Source organism: Pacificoceanicola algae, from assembly GCF_049341065.1.
Taxonomy (GTDB): domain Bacteria; phylum Pseudomonadota; class Alphaproteobacteria; order Rhodobacterales; family Rhodobacteraceae; genus Pacificoceanicola.
In genome coordinates this window covers 1-17,378 of record NZ_JBMPIX010000022.1, presented here as the reverse complement: position 1 = coordinate 17,378, position 17,378 = coordinate 1, and the positions used below count along the sequence as shown (strand labels likewise).

Here is a 17,378-nt window from a genome sequence, read left to right as displayed (position 1 = left end):
AAAGAAATTACGAAAGAAGCGCTGGATTTAAGAAAGCGACAGTCATGAAAATCAAGTTCAAGTCGCAACCCTATCAGACCGATGCCGTCGATGCGGTGGTCGATTGCTTTGAGGGCCAGCCCCGGCAGGATGTTCTGAAATACACCATCGACCCCGGCGCCGACCGGCAGGCCAAGATGGAGGTGGAGGGTTTTGGCAACGCCCCTGTCAAGCTGCCCGAGGACGTCTTGTTGGAGAACATCCGCAAGGTGCAGCGCGGCGCGATGCTGCCCCCGTCGGACAGCCTGACGCATCACACCGATGACAAGGGCAAGACCAAGCCCGCCAGCTACAAGCCCGGCGCGCAGATCAACCTCGACGTCGAGATGGAGACAGGCACGGGCAAGACCTATGTCTACATCAAGACCATGTTCGAGATGCACAAACGCTATGGCTGGTCCAAGTTCATCATCATGGTGCCCAGCGTGGCGATCCGCGAAGGGGTGGCCAAGTCGATCCAGATGACGGCTGAGCATTTCCAGCAAGAATACGGCAAGAAGGTCCGGGCGTTCGTCTATAATTCAAAGCGGCTGCACGAGCTGGAGAGCTTTTCGTCGGACGCGGGCATCAACGTGATGGTGATCAACGTTCAGGCCTTTAACGCGTCAGGGGCGGATAACCGGCGGATCTATGACGAGCTGGACGATTTCCAGTCGCGCAAGCCCATCGACGTGATCGCCAAGAACCGCCCCATCCTGATCCTGGACGAGCCGCAGAAAATGGAAGGGCCGGCGACGCAAAAAAGCTTACCGCTGTTCAACCCGCTGTTCATCCTGCGCTATTCGGCGACGCACAGAACCGTCCACAACAAGGTGCATCGTCTGGATGCGGTGGATGCCTTCAACAGGAAGCTGGTCAAGAAAATCAAGGTGCGCGGTGTGGAAACCAAAGGCCTGAGCGGGACGAACCCCTATCTGTTCCTGCACCGGATCGAGACCTCAAGCGCCGCGCCGGTCGCCTGGGTGGATATCGAGGTCAAGATGCAGAGCGGGATCAAACGTGTCGCCCGCAAACTGGAACAGGGGCGCAACCTGTTCGATCTGTCCAAGGGGCTGGAGGTCTACAAGGATTTCGTTGTCAGCAATATCGACGCCCGCGATGACACGGTGCATTTCACCAATGGTGATGTACTGCACGCGGGTGAGGCGTCGGGCGATGTGACGGAACGCGACATCCGGCGCATTCAGATCCGCGAAACGATCTCGGCCCATCTGGAACGCGAACAGGCGCTGTTCGCGCGTGGGATCAAGGTGCTGTCGCTGTTTTTCATCGACGAGGTGGTGAAGTATCGTGACTACGACCAGGCTGACGAGCAGGGCGAATATGCCAGGGTGTTCGAGGAAGAATACGCGCAGGCGGTTGACGAGCTACTTGCTGAGTTGCCGCTGGAGAATGTGGAGTATCGCGACTATCTGACCGGGATCGAGGTGGGCAAGACCCATCGCGGTTATTTCTCGATCGACAAGAAGGGGCGGATAACAGACCCCAAGGCTGCCGCCCGTGGCGAGTTGGCGGGCCAATCGACAGAACCCAGTGATTACGATCTGATCCTGAAGGACAAGGAGCGGCTGTTGTCCTTTGAGGAACCCACGCGTTTCATCTTTTCCCACTCAGCCCTGCGAGAAGGTTGGGACAACCCCAATGTCTTCGTGATGTGCATGCTCAAGCACAATGAAAGCCAGAACACCATCTCACGGCGTCAGGAAGTCGGGCGCGGTCTGCGGATCGCGGTCAATCTCAATGGCGAGAGGATGGATCATCCGGTGACCGTGCATGACATCAACGTGCTGACCGTAGTCGCATCGGAGAGCTACAAGGGGTTTGTGACAGCCCTGCAGAAAGAGATCGTCGAGAACCTGTCGGCTCGGCCCAAGCAGGCGGATGCCGAGTATTTTGATGGCAAGACGTTGAAAACCGGCGATCTGGAGTTGGTCTTGGACAAATCGCTTGCCAAAAAGTTGGAGCGCTTCCTGATCAAGAGCGACTATGTCGATGAAGATGGCCACATCACCGCCGCCTATCACGAGGCCCGTAAGTCGGAGGCACTGGCAGAGCTTCCCGAGGAGCTGGAAGCCCATCGCAATGCCGTCTTCGCGCTGATTGACACCGTTTTCAATGGCAGGGCCATCGACGACATGTTCAGCGACGGGCGCACCCCAAAGAGAAACCGGCTGAATGAAAATTTCCAGCGCAAGGAGTTTCAAGAGCTTTGGCGCCGGATAAACCGAAAGGCCGTCTATCAGGTCGAGTTCGACAGCGTCGCACTGGTCCAAAGCTGTATTAACCGGTTGGAAAGCGAACTGCAGGTTGCGCCGCTGCAATATCTGGTGACGGAGGGTGCCTTGTCCGATGACGTGACCGATGAAAACCTTCGGGATGGCAGTGCCTTCGTGCAGGGGAAAATTCGGTCTGAGAGCGGCAAGAGTGCACATTCACGCGTGTCATACGATGTCATCGGATCAATTGCTCAGAATACTGATTTGACACGCAAGACCGTGGGCGAAATCCTGGCCGGGATCCAACCGGCAAAATTTGGTGAGTTTGCCAAGAACCCTGAACAATTCATCGCTGATGCCTCGCACTTGATCCAAGAGCAAAAAGCAACCGCGATCATCGAAAAGCTGACCTACGATGCGGTCGAAGAGCGCTATGATTCCGAGCTGTTCACGGCGGGCGAAACGGGCAACGACTTCAAGAAGGCGACTGAGAAGCTGAAGAACCACGTTTATGATTATGCGATCGTGGATTCAAAGGTAGAGCGCGACTTTGTCAGGGATCTCGATACAAGCGCAGAGGTTGTCGTTTACTCCAAACTACCACGCGGCTTCCTGATCCCGACACCCGTTGGTGACTACAACCCGGATTGGGCGATCGCGTTCAAAGAAGGTGGTATCAAGCATCTCTACTTTGTCGCAGAGACCAAGTCTGACCTCCCCTCGATGAAGATGCGTGAACTGGAACAGACCAAGATCAAATGTGCCCGAAAGTTCTTTGACGAAATCGGTCGACGGATCAATGACAACAGCGTCAAATATGATGTGGTCACCAGCTACTCTGAACTTATGACGCTGGTGAAAGATGTGGGGTGAAGAAACCGCGGTATCTCCCTCGAGTTTCCTGTTGACGCCAAACAGACCATTTTCCGCTTGCAGATCAGGGTGCCCCGTTAAGCATCATCGCTGTGTGCAGGCCCTCTGTGGCGGACTAGCAGATCCCCTCAAGGATTTGAGCTGCCCGGCAGCCACACCTGTTCGACCCCGCGTCTTCCGTCCTTCCGACCAAGCTGCACCACGACATCGATGCTGGACGCGGCATAGCGCCTTACCTCCTCAAAGCTCATATTGATGCCCACCGACATGACCATGAGGGCAAGGCGGTCGAGCGCCTTCTGCGCGGTATCGGCGTGAATTGTGGTGAAAGAGCCTGAATGGCCGGTGTTGATCGCGTCGAGGAAGGTCTTGCACTCATCGCCGCGCAACTCGCCAAGAATGATCCGGTCAGGACGCATGCGCAAAGAGGTCTCCAGCAATTTGGCCGCGGTGCGCTCACTTGAGGGGACACGGTCAGCCTTGAGCATCGCGCGATTGGGCTGCGGAGGAAAGAGCTCGAATGCGTCCTCGATGGTCACGATACGCTCCGTCTTGGTCACCAGCGCGAGAAGCGCCCGGGCAAAAGTCGTTTTGCCCGTGGACGTCCCGCCGCTGATCATGATGTTCAACCGCTCATCGATGCAGAGTTTCATGGCGGCTCGAATATCCCCCGCCTCGGTCAGTGCGATGACCTGTTCGGCTTTTGCCTGTCGTTCGGCACCCAAATCCACCAGTCCACCGTGCAACAGACCGATGTCGCCCAAGGTGAGTTGGTCTTCACTGTAGCGGCGCAAAGTGATCGAGGGCCCGCCATCCACGACGGGCGGATAGACGACCTGTGCCCGGATCGGCTTGCCGTTCATCTCGATCTTGCCGGAGACGAGCGGCTTTTTCTCGCTGATCTGTCCGTGGGTGGCGCTGGCAATGGATGTTGCAAGGTCCCGAGCTTGGGAAGGGGAGTAAAACACACCTTCGAGGCCGACCATATGCTCAGCCCCCCGGGTTTCCACCCAGACCTTTCCATCGGGATTGACCGCTATTTCGACCACGCAGGGATCGGCGAGCGGTGCAGCCAGAGGTTTTAGATAGGTCGAAAGAAAACTGGCTTTTTCTGCCGCCTGGTTCATGGGTGGCCGCCTGTGCGTTTCAGGTTTGTGTTGCTTTGAGACACGCGGCCTCTCCCTTCGGTCGAACGCGTGTTTCGACACCTGATTGTTTTGCCGAACCCGAAACGCACTTAATAGAACTCAAGATCACGGTCGACGATCACACTGATCGCAGCGCCCGGCTGGACCGAGATAACCGGAGGCAGGGTGGCAAATTCGCCGATCACCGCATCGGTGGCCTGCGCAAAACTGCCCGCGACATCCTCGGCAATTTCTGATCTGGTCTCGGAGCTGGCCTCGGATGCGGCGATTGCCGGTCCTGCGCCGATGATCGAGAGCAATGCGGCTGTGCCAAAGCGCAGCCCAAAGCGGGAGTTCACGGAGCCCGTCACGCCCGAGCGGCCCTGATCGTCCGCGCCAAATGCGGCGAGCTGAACCGATTGCCCCTCGGGTGTGACGATGCGTGACCAGCCAACCAGAATGCGGGCCTGGCCCAAAGAGACATTCGAATTGTAGGTCCCGAAGAGGCGGGAGCCTGCGGGAATGAGAACGCGGGACTGATCGAAACTCCAGACCGGGTAGTTCACGATGGCGGTAATCTGTCCGGGCAATGTGGATTCGATGGCGGTTTCCAGTGACGCTTGAATGAGCGTGCCCTGCAGCACCGTATTGGAAGGATTGGCGATAACCTCCGCTGTCGCGACTTGAACGGGCTGGGCACCGTCCAACACGAAGGCGCGCGCCGCCGCATCTCCGACCGCAGGTCCCCTCTCAGGGTCAGATGCCGGACTGCCCGTCTGGCCGCCCGCATCAAAGATCACCCCTTCGGACCGAATTTGTGTGTCGCGCAGTGCCGCCGCCTCGGCACGCCGACGGTCCAGTTCAGCCCGCCGCGCGGCTTCCTCGGCGGCGAGCTGATCCCTCTCGGTTTGCGCGCGTAGAGCGTCACTCATACCGTCATCGATCTGCTGTTGCAGGGCGTCGTTCTGGCGCTGCAGTCCGAGCATTTGCTCCATCAACTGCTCCATCCGGCCATCGGCAACACGCGCGCGTGCGGCAACCTCATCAGCGATACGCTTTTGCGCTTCAAGATCGGCTTCTGCCAACCGGGTGTCCATCTCGCTTTGCATCTGGGCGATGAGCGCCGTGTTCTGTTCCTGGACCGAGCGCAGCGCTTCGGCCAGCTCGGCGGAATTGTCGGGGGCAGGGGCCTCGGCCAGTCTTGCCAACTGGGCTTGTAGGGCGACCACGTCGCTCGCAAGCTTGGCGTTCTGTTCCTCGAGAGCTTGGCGCTGCGCCGCGAGTTCATCCTCGATTGGTCCGGGATCGAACCTCGGCTCTGATCTTTGTTCGGTCGGTTCAGCGTCGGCTGTCATGCGGCCAAACCCGTCACCGTCAACTTGATCCTGAAAGTCGTCGGCTTTCGATGTTTCAACGGCAGAAGTGATGCCGCTGCCTTGCACAAGCGGGTAGGCAATGATGGCGGTCCCTGCCACAAGCAATGCACCCAAACCAAGCCTGAGCCCGAGAGATGCGCGCCGCTTGGGTGCGAAGCTGTATTCCTTTTCCCCGGTTTTCTCGTCGCTCATGATCAGAACTCCCGTCCACGCAGGGCGGCCACGGCAGCAGCCTCGGTCGTGAACCCACCAGTCTCACGGGTAATGCAGATATGATCGTCGCCCATGCGGATCGTGTAGGCGTCCCGCACGCCGGTGACCCGCACGACCGCACCTTGCGTCTGGCTGTTCTGGGTGATCTCGTAGCCCTGGGCGTTCAAGCCGAAGATCGAGGGCCGCACGCCGGGCCGGAATTCAAAGAAGGTCGAGCGCCCATCATTCCAGACCCTCACCGGGCGGATCGCACCGCTGCCCGCGAACTGATAGCCGGTATCTCGGCCTCCAGCCGCAAGCTGGCGCCCGGCGGGGCGCTCGTCGGGAAAGTTTACGACGACCCGGAAAGACTGTGTCCGCGAGCGTCCCTCTGTCAGATAGAAGGCGACAGCGCGGCGGTTGGTAAAGATCGTCAGGTTTGTCGTGGCCCGAGCCTCGACAGGCTTGATCGAGATCGTATTGCGGTTTGACAGAACCTCCACTTCATAGGACGCGGAGTCACCGATCAGGACTTGATTGATCCGTTCGCCGGGACCGAGTTCGATTGACGTGTTTACCCGAAGGTGGGTGTCGATCCGGATCACATCCGTAGGGTTGAAGGTCACGTGGCGAACGCGGGCGTCCTGACCCATGGTGACCGGTGCGCGCTCGGCCAAGGCGGGCGTTCCGAGCAACCCGCCGACCGTTGCGATGGCAATTATGAAGGTTTTCATGAACTATTCTCGTGTCAGTGTTTCGGCATCGACCCGGTAAGCGGTCACCGAGAAGCCAAGGGGATTTTCCCAAACGCGTGTCAGGGAGCGTTCGCGGCGGGGGGCAAATTCAAACCCTACGGTGGCGATGAATGTTTGCGTGACGGGGGTCTGGTTGGGTCGGGTGAGGCGTTTGTCGAACCGGATCTGAGCCACTTCGTCCTGCAGGAAGGTGATCGCCCGCACGCGGACATCGACCTGCGCATTCGCGCCGTAGCTGCGCGGTGGATAATTCTCGGCCCCCGCGGTCCAGAGTTCTATCAGCGAGGCGCGGGCGGGCCCGCTGGAGCGCCGCTGGACACTTTCGAGCCGTTCTTGAATGCCGTTCCTGAAATAGCTTTCGCGGTCGCTGATATAACTGACAAGCAGGGATTCCTTGATCGCTTCCTCATCGGTGATACCAGTCGGCTGAACCTGATAGATGCGTTCTGCTGCACCCGACGTGCTGTCGACGAGGACGGTAAACACTTCGGTTTCGCGCAGGGGCAACATAACCGTAATGGTCAGGGCCAACAGCACGGATACGGCGCAGGAACAGCCCGCAACGATCCATGCGGCGCGCGCTGCCCGGCGCGGACCCATCACCAAATCGATATCGAAATCACTCATGACTATCCCTTCTTCATCTTTCCGGCGAGCTTGACCGCACCGCCCGCATAGCTCCCGGCACGGGCCGCGCTGGACGATCGGTCGGAGACGCCTTGTCCCTGAAGTCCTGCATTGAAGCCCCGTCGCATGTCATCTCCGCCCCGGATCGCGGCACCGGTATTGCGCCACGCGTTCCCGGGCATCCGCGCGGCATTTGCACCGATCGAGGCGAGGCCGATGTTCGTGGCGGCAAGCCCTTGCGCGAAAGTTGGCACGAGCAACATCAGGCCAGCGCCGATCATCATCACCACGACGAACGAAATCGCGTCCCCGAGTGTTTCGACGCTGTCGAGGCTATCAGGTGCGACAGCTTCACCCGTCGCTATGGTGAAGCCAGCCATGGCAGCTACTAACAGCGGCACAAAGGAAAAACCGATGGCGAGTTTGACCCATGCCTCGAACAGCGGCGCCGATTGTTTGAATAATGTGCAAGCCACGACCACAGGTGCGATGGCGATCAATACCGCCAACATGATCTTGGCGGCCGACAGAACGATGATGGTGATCGTCGCCATGGCGGCGGCCACAAGAAACATGACCACGCTGGTCATGGCACCGGCCAGCCAGCCTCCATTCTGGCTGATCGCCTGCCCGACATTCAGGGCTTGGGAGTAGAGATCGTCTATGCCGTCATAAAGGTTTGTGACATCACCACCTGAGAGGGAGTTGAGAATACCTGCACCAAGTTCGGCAGGAGCATTTGTCAGCGCATCGTACGGAACAGAAAGGTTTGCGTAGATCAAAAACACATTGACCAGCACAATGCGCAGCCCTACCGACACGACTGTGGAAACCGAGAGCGGCACGGCTTGCAGACCCACATTTGCGCCTACAAGAACGACCACCAACACAGATGCGGTCTGTACAACCGGGCGTACTGCGGCAACCGTATCAGCATACGTGTCAGCTGCCACGCCCGCGACAGTGGCATCTACCAATGCCAGAACCTCAGCGATTATGGCCATCCTTAACTACCACACCGCTCCAATTGGAAGTTCTGATAGCGCTCGTTTACATCTGACCAATCGCTGCGACGGTATTTGCGAAAGACGCTGAAATCGCTGGTAGTTGCATCCTGCGCCGCTTTGCCAATCCGTTCCTGCGTAAACGCATCGAGCGACCCGAGATCATAGATGCAGCCGCAGAAGCCCTGCGACATTGCAAGCTCTCTCAGGTCGGTGCCGAAGCCCCACCGAACCGCTCCTCGAAAAATCTCGTTGCCGAAAAACTCAGTGTCCGGATAGCTGAAGGTGCAGGTTTGCGGCTTCGGGAACATCAAGAGCCCTCTTGCCTGTACCTCGCGCATGAGATCGAGGAGGCGCTCTTCCTCCCCATTTTCGGTGGCAGTGACGACCTCCCCGAGCAACGTATCGTCGGGCAGGTCTTGCAAGTCTTCCGCCCAGGCACTGCCTGCTAGGGCGATGAAAACTGCAAGTGCTTTGAGTGATGTATTCAAGGGTCAGTCCTCGGCGCCGGAAAAATCAAAGAAGGAGCGTGTGCGGGCCTGCTCGGCCGCGAAATCAATGCCGTTTTGACCTTGCGCCAAGCCTTGGGCGGCATTCAGGCGCCACATCTGGCCCAGCATGTAATTCGTCTCCGCGGCCATACGCGTGTTGAGATCAATCGATTCCTTGAGCGTTTCCTGTTCGCCAATCGCTTCCACCAGCCCATCGATACGCTCGATGCTCTGGGCGGCTTCCTCGTAGGAAATTTGGGCTTGCCCGATAACCATGGCATTGGCAGCCGCCAGATCGGCTATGGCAGCGCCTTGCGGGTTCCCGGCGTCGTTCAGCTCGGTGAGTTTTTCCGAGGTGAACCCCGCACTGGCCATAGTCTCGCGCATGGCATCTGCGGCGCGGCGCTCACCCATGGTGACGTCGCCATCGAGCAGATTGTCCAGCAGGCTGTCAAAATCCCCGAGTGACAGGTTGTCCATGAAACCCGATAGATCGGTGATCTTCTGGGCGCGGGCACGCAGGTCCTCCACATCGTTGTAGAGGGCTGCGATTTCATTCAGGCCGGTAATTGAACCCAGGACGTCATCAAGAAGGCCCTGAATATCAGTGAGGCGTTCGATCTGGGTACGCAATTCCTCGATTTGCTGGAGCTGGTTTTCCGCATCGCGCAGCGCGGCCTGCAGCTGCTCGATATTCTGCGCGAGGTTCGATCCATCGATCACAGGCACACCCTGAGCGAAGGCTGGGGGCGGGTGTGCCGCCATGAGCGTGCCCGCGACAATAATTGCGGCAATGCGGGTGTCAGCCCTCATCGGAATACCTCCAGAAAGTGGATTGCTCTAGGTGATCGGCGGCCTCGGTCAAACCTTGTGCCGCTTCGACTTTCACGTGGGCCGCGCGCAGACGCAGCGTCAGCGCCATGAGCCGCGCCCGTTCAGCAAGCATATAGGTGGAGCGGTCCAGCGCCTCTTTTGCGTTACCGGGCGGATCTTCACGCAAAAGCGCCGCGATCCTCGTCATGGCCTGATCGATCTGGGTGCCCATGTAGGCGCCATAGCCGACCGAGGCATCCGCCCAGTTGCCCCAGGCGGCCGAGGCACCATCGAAGCCCGCCAGTGACCCTGTCATGTCGACGCCGGTGATGGTGCCAAGATAGTCGTTGTAATAGCCGTTGATACGCCGGACGTAGGTCTGGGTTTCCTCGAAAGGAGGCACACCACCATATTCGAGAACACGGCCGGGGCCTGCATTATAGGCCGCCAGAGCGTGATCAATCCGACCGAAGCGGTTCAGTTGCGTGAGAATGTAGCGTGCGCCACCGTCCAGGTTTTCCCAAGGATCATACGGGTTCACACCGAGATCCGATGCTGTGCCCGGCATCAGCTGGCAAAAACCGCGCGCACCCACGTGGGAGACGGCTGCATTGTTGAAACGACTTTCCTGCTTGATCAGTGACTGAAACAGGATACGCCATGTCAGTGGCGTCAGACCGGCGGCCGCAACACCGGGATGACCCTCATAGCGCCGCGCCACCGTGATGATCATGCGCTCCACGTCGCTTGGCTCACCGAAGAGGCGATCGGCATCAGGATGATCTTCCTGGGCTGGGTAAGTCTCTGCAGCGCTCGCCCAGCCGGGCCCACCAGCCTCGAACCCACTCAGGTCGGTGACACCGGTGGTCTCCGCAAGGAAACGTTCGTAGGCTTCAAGCTGCTCTTGATAGATGTCCGCTTGATCCTGGCGGGCGTCGCGCTTCTGGCCCTGCCGCAAGGCGTCGCGTGCGAGCTCTTCGACGCGCGACACAGCGCGGGCAAGGTTGGAGCCATCGATCACTGGCACGCCCTGCGCGGAGGCAAGCGAGCCAAGACCCAAGGCCACCGGAATCGCCATTCTAGAAGCTCTGGAAATCACAATGCGCATTCCGTGAAACAAGGTCGGGAGCAGGGGCCAAGAACGCCATCGCGGGCCGCTCGAAACAGGGCGATCGCACGCCTGTTGATGCACCTTCGCAAGCGCTCAGGGCCGTCATGGCGACGAACAGAAAAAATCGTGCTTTCACATCATGTCCTTCCAAAATTCTTCTTTCTTGCGCCAATCGGCAGGAGCCTTTTCCTCGCCGGTCTTGCCACCACCAAGAACAGTAACCAGGCCGCCCAAGCCTGCGAGGTCGGTATTGACGAACACGCTGTCGGCGCCAGAACGGATCAATGCCAGCCGCAACCCGGCTGTCGGGCTGGAAAGAAAATCCGCCTCGCGCGCATTCAGGCGCAGGATGCTGTAATCCTCCGGATTTGCCCGTGGATTGGGAAACAGGATCTGGGTTGCCACACTTTCTGCGATGATCTGGCCGACCGAACTTTGGTCCAGATGGCCCGGTGTCTGGGTCAACATCATCACCACGCAGTTGCGCTTGCGCATGGTAACCAGCCAGTCATGGAGGCGCTTGACGAAGATATCGTCAGCCAACATCTTCCACGCCTCGTCGATCACAATGATCGTTGGTCTACGATCCTCGATCACGCGCTCGATACGGCGGAAGAGATAGGCGAGCAGGGCTGAGCGTTCTGCGTCCTGGTCCAGAAGTTCGGTCATATCGAGACCAAGGACATCCTCGCCAATGGCAATCGCCTGGGCACTGGGCCTTGAGAAAAGCCAACCGTACCGGCCGACTTCTGTCCATTCCCGCACGCGGGACACCAGGTCGCCATCATCATCGGTGGAGGCCACGAGACTTGCCAAACCGTCGAAGGTTCTGAGGCCCGGCTCCGCGGCGGCGATCTGACGAACCGCCTCGTTCAGCGCGACAGTCTGGACCGTTTCGAGTGGACGGTGACGGGCCAGAATGTCGCCGAGCCAATCTGTCAGCCAGGCGGCCCCCCGCGCATCGGTCTCCGTGGTCATCGGGTTAAAGCCGGTGGGCTGGCCCACCTTGATTTCGCTGTAGCTGCCACCCAAAGCGCGGATCGCCATCTCCAACCCCTGATCCTTGTCGAAAACGATGACTCGCGCACCCACTCTTCGGGCCTGTGCCATGAGAAAAGCCGTGCCGAGTGTCTTGCCGGACCCGGTGCGGCCCAGAACAAGCGTGTGCCCGACGCTTGGTTCATCGGTCCGGCGCCCCGCTTCGTGAAAGTTGAACCGGTAGAGGCTGGAGGTCACGGTCGGGAAGGCCGTGATCGTCTTGCCCCATGGGCTGGCCTCAGGTCCGCGCCCTGGCCGTGTCTTGTGAAAGGCCGCCAGTTCCGCGAAATTGTGCGACGAAACGATCCCGTCACGGATCCGGTAGGCCCAGTTTCCAGGCGCTTGCGCGAAATAGAGTGCCTTTGCGGCCCAGGATTCCCGGACCAGAACGGCACCGGTCTCTTGCCCCGCCCGCCAGATCTCGGAAGCTGCCTGTTCCAGTTCCTCGGCGCTGTCACAGAAAACCTGCACGGAGGCGTGATGTGTCCCAAAGGTCGACCGGCCGGATGCCACGGCGTCGGCGGCTTCGATCAATTGCTCTGTCAGGCTGACACCAGCATCCTCGGAGGCACCCCGCTGGCGAAAGGTGCGTTGAATGCGCTCAACCATCTCATTGGCGCGCCGCGGCGTGAAAGAGTTGGTGATCGTGATGTCATAGGGCAGTTCCAACGCGTCAAGCATGGTTGGCCAGGTGCGACTGGGATAGGATTTTATCCCGAAAATCGCGCCGTATCGTGCGCTGTCGCCGCTTTCCAGCCGCATGGTTTTGCCTTGAAAGCTGACGTCGAAATTGCTCATCGTGTCAGCCAACAGTTGCCCGGGGGCCGCGATGATTTTGCCGTAGCTCTGTCCGTGAACCGCGGCCAACACTGCAAGCCAGTCCCCGCTCGAGACTGTCAGGCGCGCTGCACCTGCGTCGGAATACATCGCCATGAGCAGCGTCATGGCCTCTTCCAGGGCAACAATTCGCGTATCGATGTCTTTCTGGAAATCGCGGCCGCCGCCAAGGGCGCCCAGAACCTTCGAGAATGCCTGCGGCATCGACGGACGCATCAATACTGTCAGCATCAAGGTGCGGGCTTTCAGGTCACGTGCGCGCAGGCTTCTCTGCCACGCCGCGTCTACCGCATTTGCAAAAGGCATACCGTCAGGCGCAGCAAGGTCCGCGACATCCGGGCGTGATACCTTGTTGATGTGGAAACCGAAACGCTCGCCCAACTGACTGACGATCCGGGCAAAGCCTTCACTGATCTCATCGATCCGGGCGTCATCACTGGTGAAGCTGTCGATCCCGCCAAGCGTGACCGACGCCATCAGATCACCCTGCCGCGTCAGGATGACATTGTCTCGCACCGCAGCAATGTAAGGTAGGTGCCGCCCAAGACGCTCGGCTTTCAAAACCTTGTCCCCAAGTGCATCCCGAACAGCGCTGCTGGCAATTAACCCCCGAAACTCACGCGACATAGAGATCGCCCCCATTACAGGATCGCACACTCGTTCGCGGGGTGCGCGACATCACCACGTTCAAAATCTGAAACAGATGTGGATTGCGGTCTGCGACCAGCCAAAGCGGTGGGTAGCCCGCGAGGAAAACCAGCAGGAACCGCATGTCGTCAACCAGAATGAAAGGGATCACGGATGCGAAGACCAGCGCCACAAAATATCCGATCGGGAGACCGAATATCCGTGGCGGCTTGGTCAGCCCCAGAAAGAGTGGTGTGTCGCGCATGGAGGTCTCTGCGGTCGGTCAGATCAAGGAGCCGCAAAGCCGTCGATGATGGTCTCGGCCGAAAAGATCAGCACCACGCCGACAAACACGGCGACGAAGATCGGCCAGTTGAGGCGCCCGAAAAACATCATGACACCCGATCCCACGAGAGCGAGCACACCGAGGCCACGACCGATCGGACCCGTCACCGCGTCGATGATGTTGTCGATCATGTCAGAGACCGGGCTAAGGTCTTGTGCGAGCGCCGGGGCTGCGGCCACTATCAGCAACGCGGCCAATGCCGCCCGGGTATAGTCGATGCGTTTCATATCTGGTCTCCGATGGATTGGGCATAGACGGCCATGACCTTGCGGACATGGCCTTGGGTTTCGCGGTAGGGGGGAATCCCGCCATGGCGCGCCACGGCTTCGGGGCCGGCGTTGTAGGCCGCGAGCGCAAGCTGCGGCGTGCCAAAACGATCAAGTTGTGTCAGCAAGTAGCGGGCGGATCCATGCAGGTTTTGCTCAGGATCATGCGGATCGACGCCAAGCACGCGTGCAGTGTCCGGCATCAACTGCCCAAGCCCGATTGCGCCGACATGCGACCGCGCGCCTGGATCAAATGCGCTTTCAATAGCGATGTTGGCGCGAAAGAATGCGAGCCAGTCGCGAGAGGACATCCCGGCCCTGCGCAGGGCCGGGTGGTCCGCGTAGACCGAACCCACATCAAGGATCATAGTCTCGACCGCAGGGCGGCCCGATGGGACCCGAGGCGGAGAAAGGCGTGGTGAGTCAAGAGGGACGACCTCAGACCGTGCGACAATGTCGCCTTGCTCGGGTTGGGGTCTTGCAAAGTCGAGAACGCTACTGGTCAGTCGACCAACACGGTCTGGAGCATCGAGATCGATAACGGATTGTGCATAAGTGGAAGGGCCTGAAAGCCCCCAGAGAACGAGGCTAGCCGCTGGTAGGATACCTTGTCGTCTCAAACTCCCACGTGCCTCTCTCACCTTCTCGGAGAGGGCAGCTGAATACCTTTGCGTCGAGCTCCAGGCAGAAGCTCATGAGCCCTGCTGCGGTCTTGAAGACGCGTGGTTTAAGATCCCGGTTGGTCACATAGACCGACCGGTGCACACCGCCTTGACCGTCATTGGAGCAGACGAAAACCGTCCAGCCACCCCTATGCGTGTTGCCGCCCTTTTCCGGGGCTTCAACGCATTCCACCTCGATCCATGCCCCACCCTCGATCGCCTCTTGCATGTGCGATGTTAGGATCACGGGGTATTTTGTTCCTGCCATTTTGCCTCCGAAGGAAAGAAGTTCCTACGGAAGTAACCTGCTTTTGCACCGCTTCAAACAGTGCATGTCACAAGATATGCGGCGACGTAGCGGAAAACCCTTTAGATGGTCAATAGATATCTTTTGATTGATTAAGATATTTTTTCAGTGATAGGTCCGACACACGATTCGCCCCCAGATTGTCGGGAGACCACCAGATGTCGCGGTTGCTGGCATGTAGCACATTCATCGCCCTAGCGATCCCAGCAACCGCCGAGACGCTGGCGATGGACTGCGTGGCGCCGTTGCGGCCGGAGCTGGCGGCCTCGCCTGCGCTCCTGAACGAGTACGGCGACGACATCAGAGCCGAGTTCAACACCTACTTCGATGAGGCACAAACCTATCTGAATTGCCTCGCCGCAGCATCAGCTTCCGCGCAGGCCGAAGTCCGTCTTGTGCTTGACGCTTACCAGGAGATGTTCCAATGAAACGACGCGCAAAATATGTCAGTAAATATGACACAATTAACATAAGTCTTATTATACGACAACGCTTTAGCGGCGGCGCTCTGTCATGAGGCGGCTTCTGTCAACTGCCGCGATCATCGCGATCGGGCTTACACCGCTTGCTGCCAAACCTGCCGCCGCACAAGGCTACCAGATCGATTGTGCGATCCTCCTGTGCCTCGCAGGCGGTTGGCCGCCTTCGGTCCCATGTGCCCGGGCGCGCGCGGAGTTTATCCGCCGGATCACGCCCTGGCCAGTCGAACCACCGCTGCAGATCTGGCGTTGTCCAATGCGTGCTGAGTTCGAAGCGCCGAACCCGGTTGAGCGCCTCTACAGGTTGGCGGGGTTCAATCCGGGTCCAGCAGTCTCCCTGCCCCGAGAGCGAGAAACGCTCCAACTCGCCCAAGCTGTCGGGCGTGCCGCCGATATCGATGTGACGGACCCTGCTTTTAATTTCATCCGCTCCATAGATGTCTTTCAGGTTACGGCACGTCAGAGGGAGGGCCGTGACGATTGCAACAGATATGCTTCCGTGCGGCGTGGCACATATGATCAGGACGGCCAATTTCGGTGGCAAAACAGCTCGATAAGTGCCCTTCCTCCAGCCTTCCGAGGGGCCGAGCGATACGGCCAGAACTGCCCCGATATCTGGGTCCGTGCTGTGTTCGTCGATTGGGAGGATTTTGAGGGCACCTATGGCTTCGAACAAGTCAACTACTGATCTCAAACAGTCACAGGCAAACGATAAAAAAGAAGAAACCCCCGCAAGGCGGCAACCAAGCGAGGGGCTCAAAGAACAACGGAATTGGCGTTCCGTCAGATCAAATCAAACTGTGATCTCGTTCTAGCAGTCCCGACAGTCAAGGCAATGAAAAAACGTGTCGCTCGCTGGGACACGGATTCCCTGTTGCAGCCTTGTCCCAATTCACAAGGAGTAGACATTGAACGTGATCCAAACCCATCTCACCCTGCCGGAAGGCTGGACCAAAGGTGCTGTTATGGCACTAATTTCAGAGGTTGCCCCGCATATAGGCTTGCGCCCGGCGCGCCTCGCAGTTCTGAACTACATCATCGGGCGGACTCGCGCATCCGACTGGACCTCTCCCCATCGTGAACCGGTGTTTTTTGGCGCGCAAGATCTCGCAGCGGTCGAACTTGGCAAGACGTCGCGCCAGTTGCGAACGGATGAGGCCGCGCTGGCCAAGCTTGGGCTGATCGTGAAACGTGTCGCGGCGAATGGGGCCCGCTATGGTCGCGCTGGCCTAGGCTTGATACTGACCCCGCTGATCGCGCGACTGGAAGAGTTCATAGCCCTTCGCGATCGGCTCCGTGCGGAACGGAGGCATTTGCGCGCTTTGAAGGATCTTCGGTCCCTTCGTTTGCGTCACATGAAACGGTGCATCGCCGCCCTGCCCTCCTCGGCTATCAAAGATCCTGAGATCGTCAAGATTCTCGCCAGTTTCGATAAATGGCCACGCAGCGATGCTTTAAGCCGTCTCGGTCTGGAGCGGCTCAACGCCCATTTGAAGGCCAGTTCCGATCTGTGCAGCAGCCTTGATGACTGGCTTGAAAAACGTGGGCTTTCTTCCGACCAGCCAGCGGAAAACTTCCGGCCCTTTACACAAAACACCAGAGAAGAAACTCAAACTGTAAAGACGCCGCCCGCTGTGGATAACTCTGAAAGACACGCGGAAATCGCACAGAGTGAATCGCCATCATCAATTCCCTGCCCCGCGCCACCCGCTCTGACGCCAGAGAATCTATATCGCATTGCCGGCGACGGCTTGCGCATGATGCTTGACGCGAGCAGAGATCAAAACCGACCTCTCAAAGAGCGCGACATCATCGAGGCGGCCTGGGCGTTGCTGCCGATGCTCGACATCCATACTTCAGTTTGGCACGAGGGCCAGAGCACCTTGGGCGACCACGGGTTGGCTTTCTGCCTACTATTGGTTGATGCGCAGCGAGATCACCCGAGTTACCCTGTTCGCAATCCTGGCGGTTTGATGCGCGAACTGATCCGTCGAGCCAAGGCAGGAAGGCTGGACTTTGATGCAAGCGTTGCGGCTCTGCAAAAACGGCGCAATGGGGTGAGGTAGAGTTTCCAACCCGCAACTGAACTTGCCCAAAAACGCGCTGAAAATCTGGTAATGAAGTTTATGTTAAATACCATGATTGCTGGTCTGGGAGAGTACCGTAAAGTGTGGGGCAGTTGAATTTTGGGA

17 protein-coding genes are annotated in these 17,378 nt (G+C 58.8%); 4 read left to right on the top strand and 13 right to left on the bottom strand.

Annotation, left to right across the window (positions count from 1 at the left end; translation table 11 throughout):
* Positions 1 to 44 precede the first annotated feature (44 nt).
* Positions 45 to 3,128 carry a type III restriction-modification system endonuclease gene (locus tag ACOYQJ_RS21265; RefSeq protein WP_422907987.1) on the top strand — a complete coding sequence of 1,028 codons (3,084 nt, stop codon included), beginning with the start codon at positions 45 to 47 and terminating at the stop codon, positions 3,126 to 3,128.
* 128 nt (positions 3,129 to 3,256) lie between these two features.
* On the opposite strand, the gene virB11 is transcribed toward ACOYQJ_RS21265, so the two are convergent.
* The 13 genes from virB11 to ACOYQJ_RS21200 all read right to left on the bottom strand — a co-directional run bounded on the left by virB11 (position 3,257) and on the right by ACOYQJ_RS21200 (position 14,668).
* Positions 3,257 to 4,255, bottom strand: a complete 999-nt coding sequence (gene virB11 / locus ACOYQJ_RS21260) for a P-type DNA transfer ATPase VirB11 (protein WP_083570465.1) — start codon at positions 4,253 to 4,255, stop codon at positions 3,257 to 3,259.
* A 110-nt stretch (positions 4,256 to 4,365) separates the two neighbouring features.
* Entirely contained in the window at positions 4,366 to 5,823 is a 1,458-nt protein-coding gene (locus tag ACOYQJ_RS21255) for a TrbI/VirB10 family protein (protein ID WP_422907986.1), read from the bottom strand.
* 2 nt (positions 5,824 to 5,825) lie between these two features.
* A complete protein-coding gene (locus ACOYQJ_RS21250; RefSeq protein WP_316780941.1) occupies positions 5,826 to 6,557 on the bottom strand; it encodes a TrbG/VirB9 family P-type conjugative transfer protein in 732 nt (243 codons plus the stop codon).
* A 3-nt stretch (positions 6,558 to 6,560) separates the two neighbouring features.
* The gene (locus ACOYQJ_RS21245; RefSeq protein WP_111550067.1) at positions 6,561 to 7,205 is read right to left on the bottom strand and encodes a VirB8 family type IV secretion system protein; all 645 of its coding nucleotides are present in this window, start codon (positions 7,203 to 7,205) and stop codon (positions 6,561 to 6,563) included.
* A 2-nt stretch (positions 7,206 to 7,207) separates the two neighbouring features.
* Complete coding sequence (locus tag ACOYQJ_RS21240) at positions 7,208 to 8,182, bottom strand: TrbL/VirB6 family protein (RefSeq protein ID WP_422907985.1); 975 nt, start codon at positions 8,180 to 8,182, stop codon at positions 7,208 to 7,210.
* Positions 8,183 to 8,211: 29 nt separating this feature from the next.
* Positions 8,212 to 8,700: a hypothetical protein gene (locus tag ACOYQJ_RS21235; RefSeq protein WP_072506894.1), complete on the bottom strand. Its 489-nt coding sequence runs from the start codon at positions 8,698 to 8,700 to the stop codon at positions 8,212 to 8,214.
* 3 nt (positions 8,701 to 8,703) lie between these two features.
* Positions 8,704 to 9,513: a type IV secretion system protein gene (locus ACOYQJ_RS21230; RefSeq protein ID WP_072506895.1), complete on the bottom strand. Its 810-nt coding sequence runs from the start codon at positions 9,511 to 9,513 to the stop codon at positions 8,704 to 8,706.
* Positions 9,503 to 10,591: a lytic transglycosylase domain-containing protein gene (locus tag ACOYQJ_RS21225; RefSeq protein ID WP_422907984.1), complete on the bottom strand. Its 1,089-nt coding sequence runs from the start codon at positions 10,589 to 10,591 to the stop codon at positions 9,503 to 9,505. Before ACOYQJ_RS21225 ends, ACOYQJ_RS21230 begins: the two co-directional genes overlap by 11 nt.
* 165 nt (positions 10,592 to 10,756) lie before the next feature.
* Entirely contained in the window at positions 10,757 to 13,126 is a 2,370-nt protein-coding gene (locus ACOYQJ_RS21220) for a VirB4 family type IV secretion/conjugal transfer ATPase (protein WP_083570467.1), read from the bottom strand.
* A complete protein-coding gene (locus ACOYQJ_RS21215) occupies positions 13,116 to 13,391 on the bottom strand; it encodes a VirB3 family type IV secretion system protein (RefSeq protein ID WP_037239481.1) in 276 nt (91 codons plus the stop codon). The genes ACOYQJ_RS21220 and ACOYQJ_RS21215 overlap by 11 nt, the downstream gene beginning before the upstream one ends.
* Positions 13,392 to 13,414: 23 nt before the next feature.
* The gene (locus ACOYQJ_RS21210) at positions 13,415 to 13,699 is read right to left on the bottom strand and encodes a TrbC/VirB2 family protein (RefSeq protein WP_037239483.1); all 285 of its coding nucleotides are present in this window, start codon (positions 13,697 to 13,699) and stop codon (positions 13,415 to 13,417) included.
* The gene (locus ACOYQJ_RS21205) at positions 13,696 to 14,244 is read right to left on the bottom strand and encodes a lytic transglycosylase domain-containing protein (RefSeq protein WP_380716421.1); all 549 of its coding nucleotides are present in this window, start codon (positions 14,242 to 14,244) and stop codon (positions 13,696 to 13,698) included. Before ACOYQJ_RS21205 ends, ACOYQJ_RS21210 begins: the two co-directional genes overlap by 4 nt.
* A gap of 82 nt (positions 14,245 to 14,326) precedes the next feature.
* Positions 14,327 to 14,668, bottom strand: coding sequence for a hypothetical protein (locus ACOYQJ_RS21200; RefSeq protein ID WP_009819929.1), 342 nt, complete (start codon positions 14,666 to 14,668; stop codon positions 14,327 to 14,329).
* A 197-nt stretch (positions 14,669 to 14,865) separates the two neighbouring features.
* Here ACOYQJ_RS21200 and ACOYQJ_RS21195 point away from each other — a divergent pair, with 197 nt between their 5' ends.
* The 3 genes from ACOYQJ_RS21195 (at position 14,866) to repC (ending at position 17,252) form a co-directional block, all read left to right on the top strand.
* Positions 14,866 to 15,135, top strand: a complete 270-nt coding sequence (locus ACOYQJ_RS21195; RefSeq protein WP_072506899.1) for a hypothetical protein — start codon at positions 14,866 to 14,868, stop codon at positions 15,133 to 15,135.
* 85 nt (positions 15,136 to 15,220) lie between these two features.
* Complete coding sequence (locus ACOYQJ_RS21190; RefSeq protein ID WP_072506900.1) at positions 15,221 to 15,874, top strand: hypothetical protein; 654 nt, start codon at positions 15,221 to 15,223, stop codon at positions 15,872 to 15,874.
* Between the two features lie 226 nt (positions 15,875 to 16,100).
* On the top strand, positions 16,101 to 17,252 hold the full coding sequence (gene repC / locus ACOYQJ_RS21185; protein ID WP_422908020.1) for a replication initiation protein RepC: 1,152 nt from the start codon (positions 16,101 to 16,103) through the stop codon (positions 17,250 to 17,252).
* Positions 17,253 to 17,378: the final 126 nt, after the last annotated feature.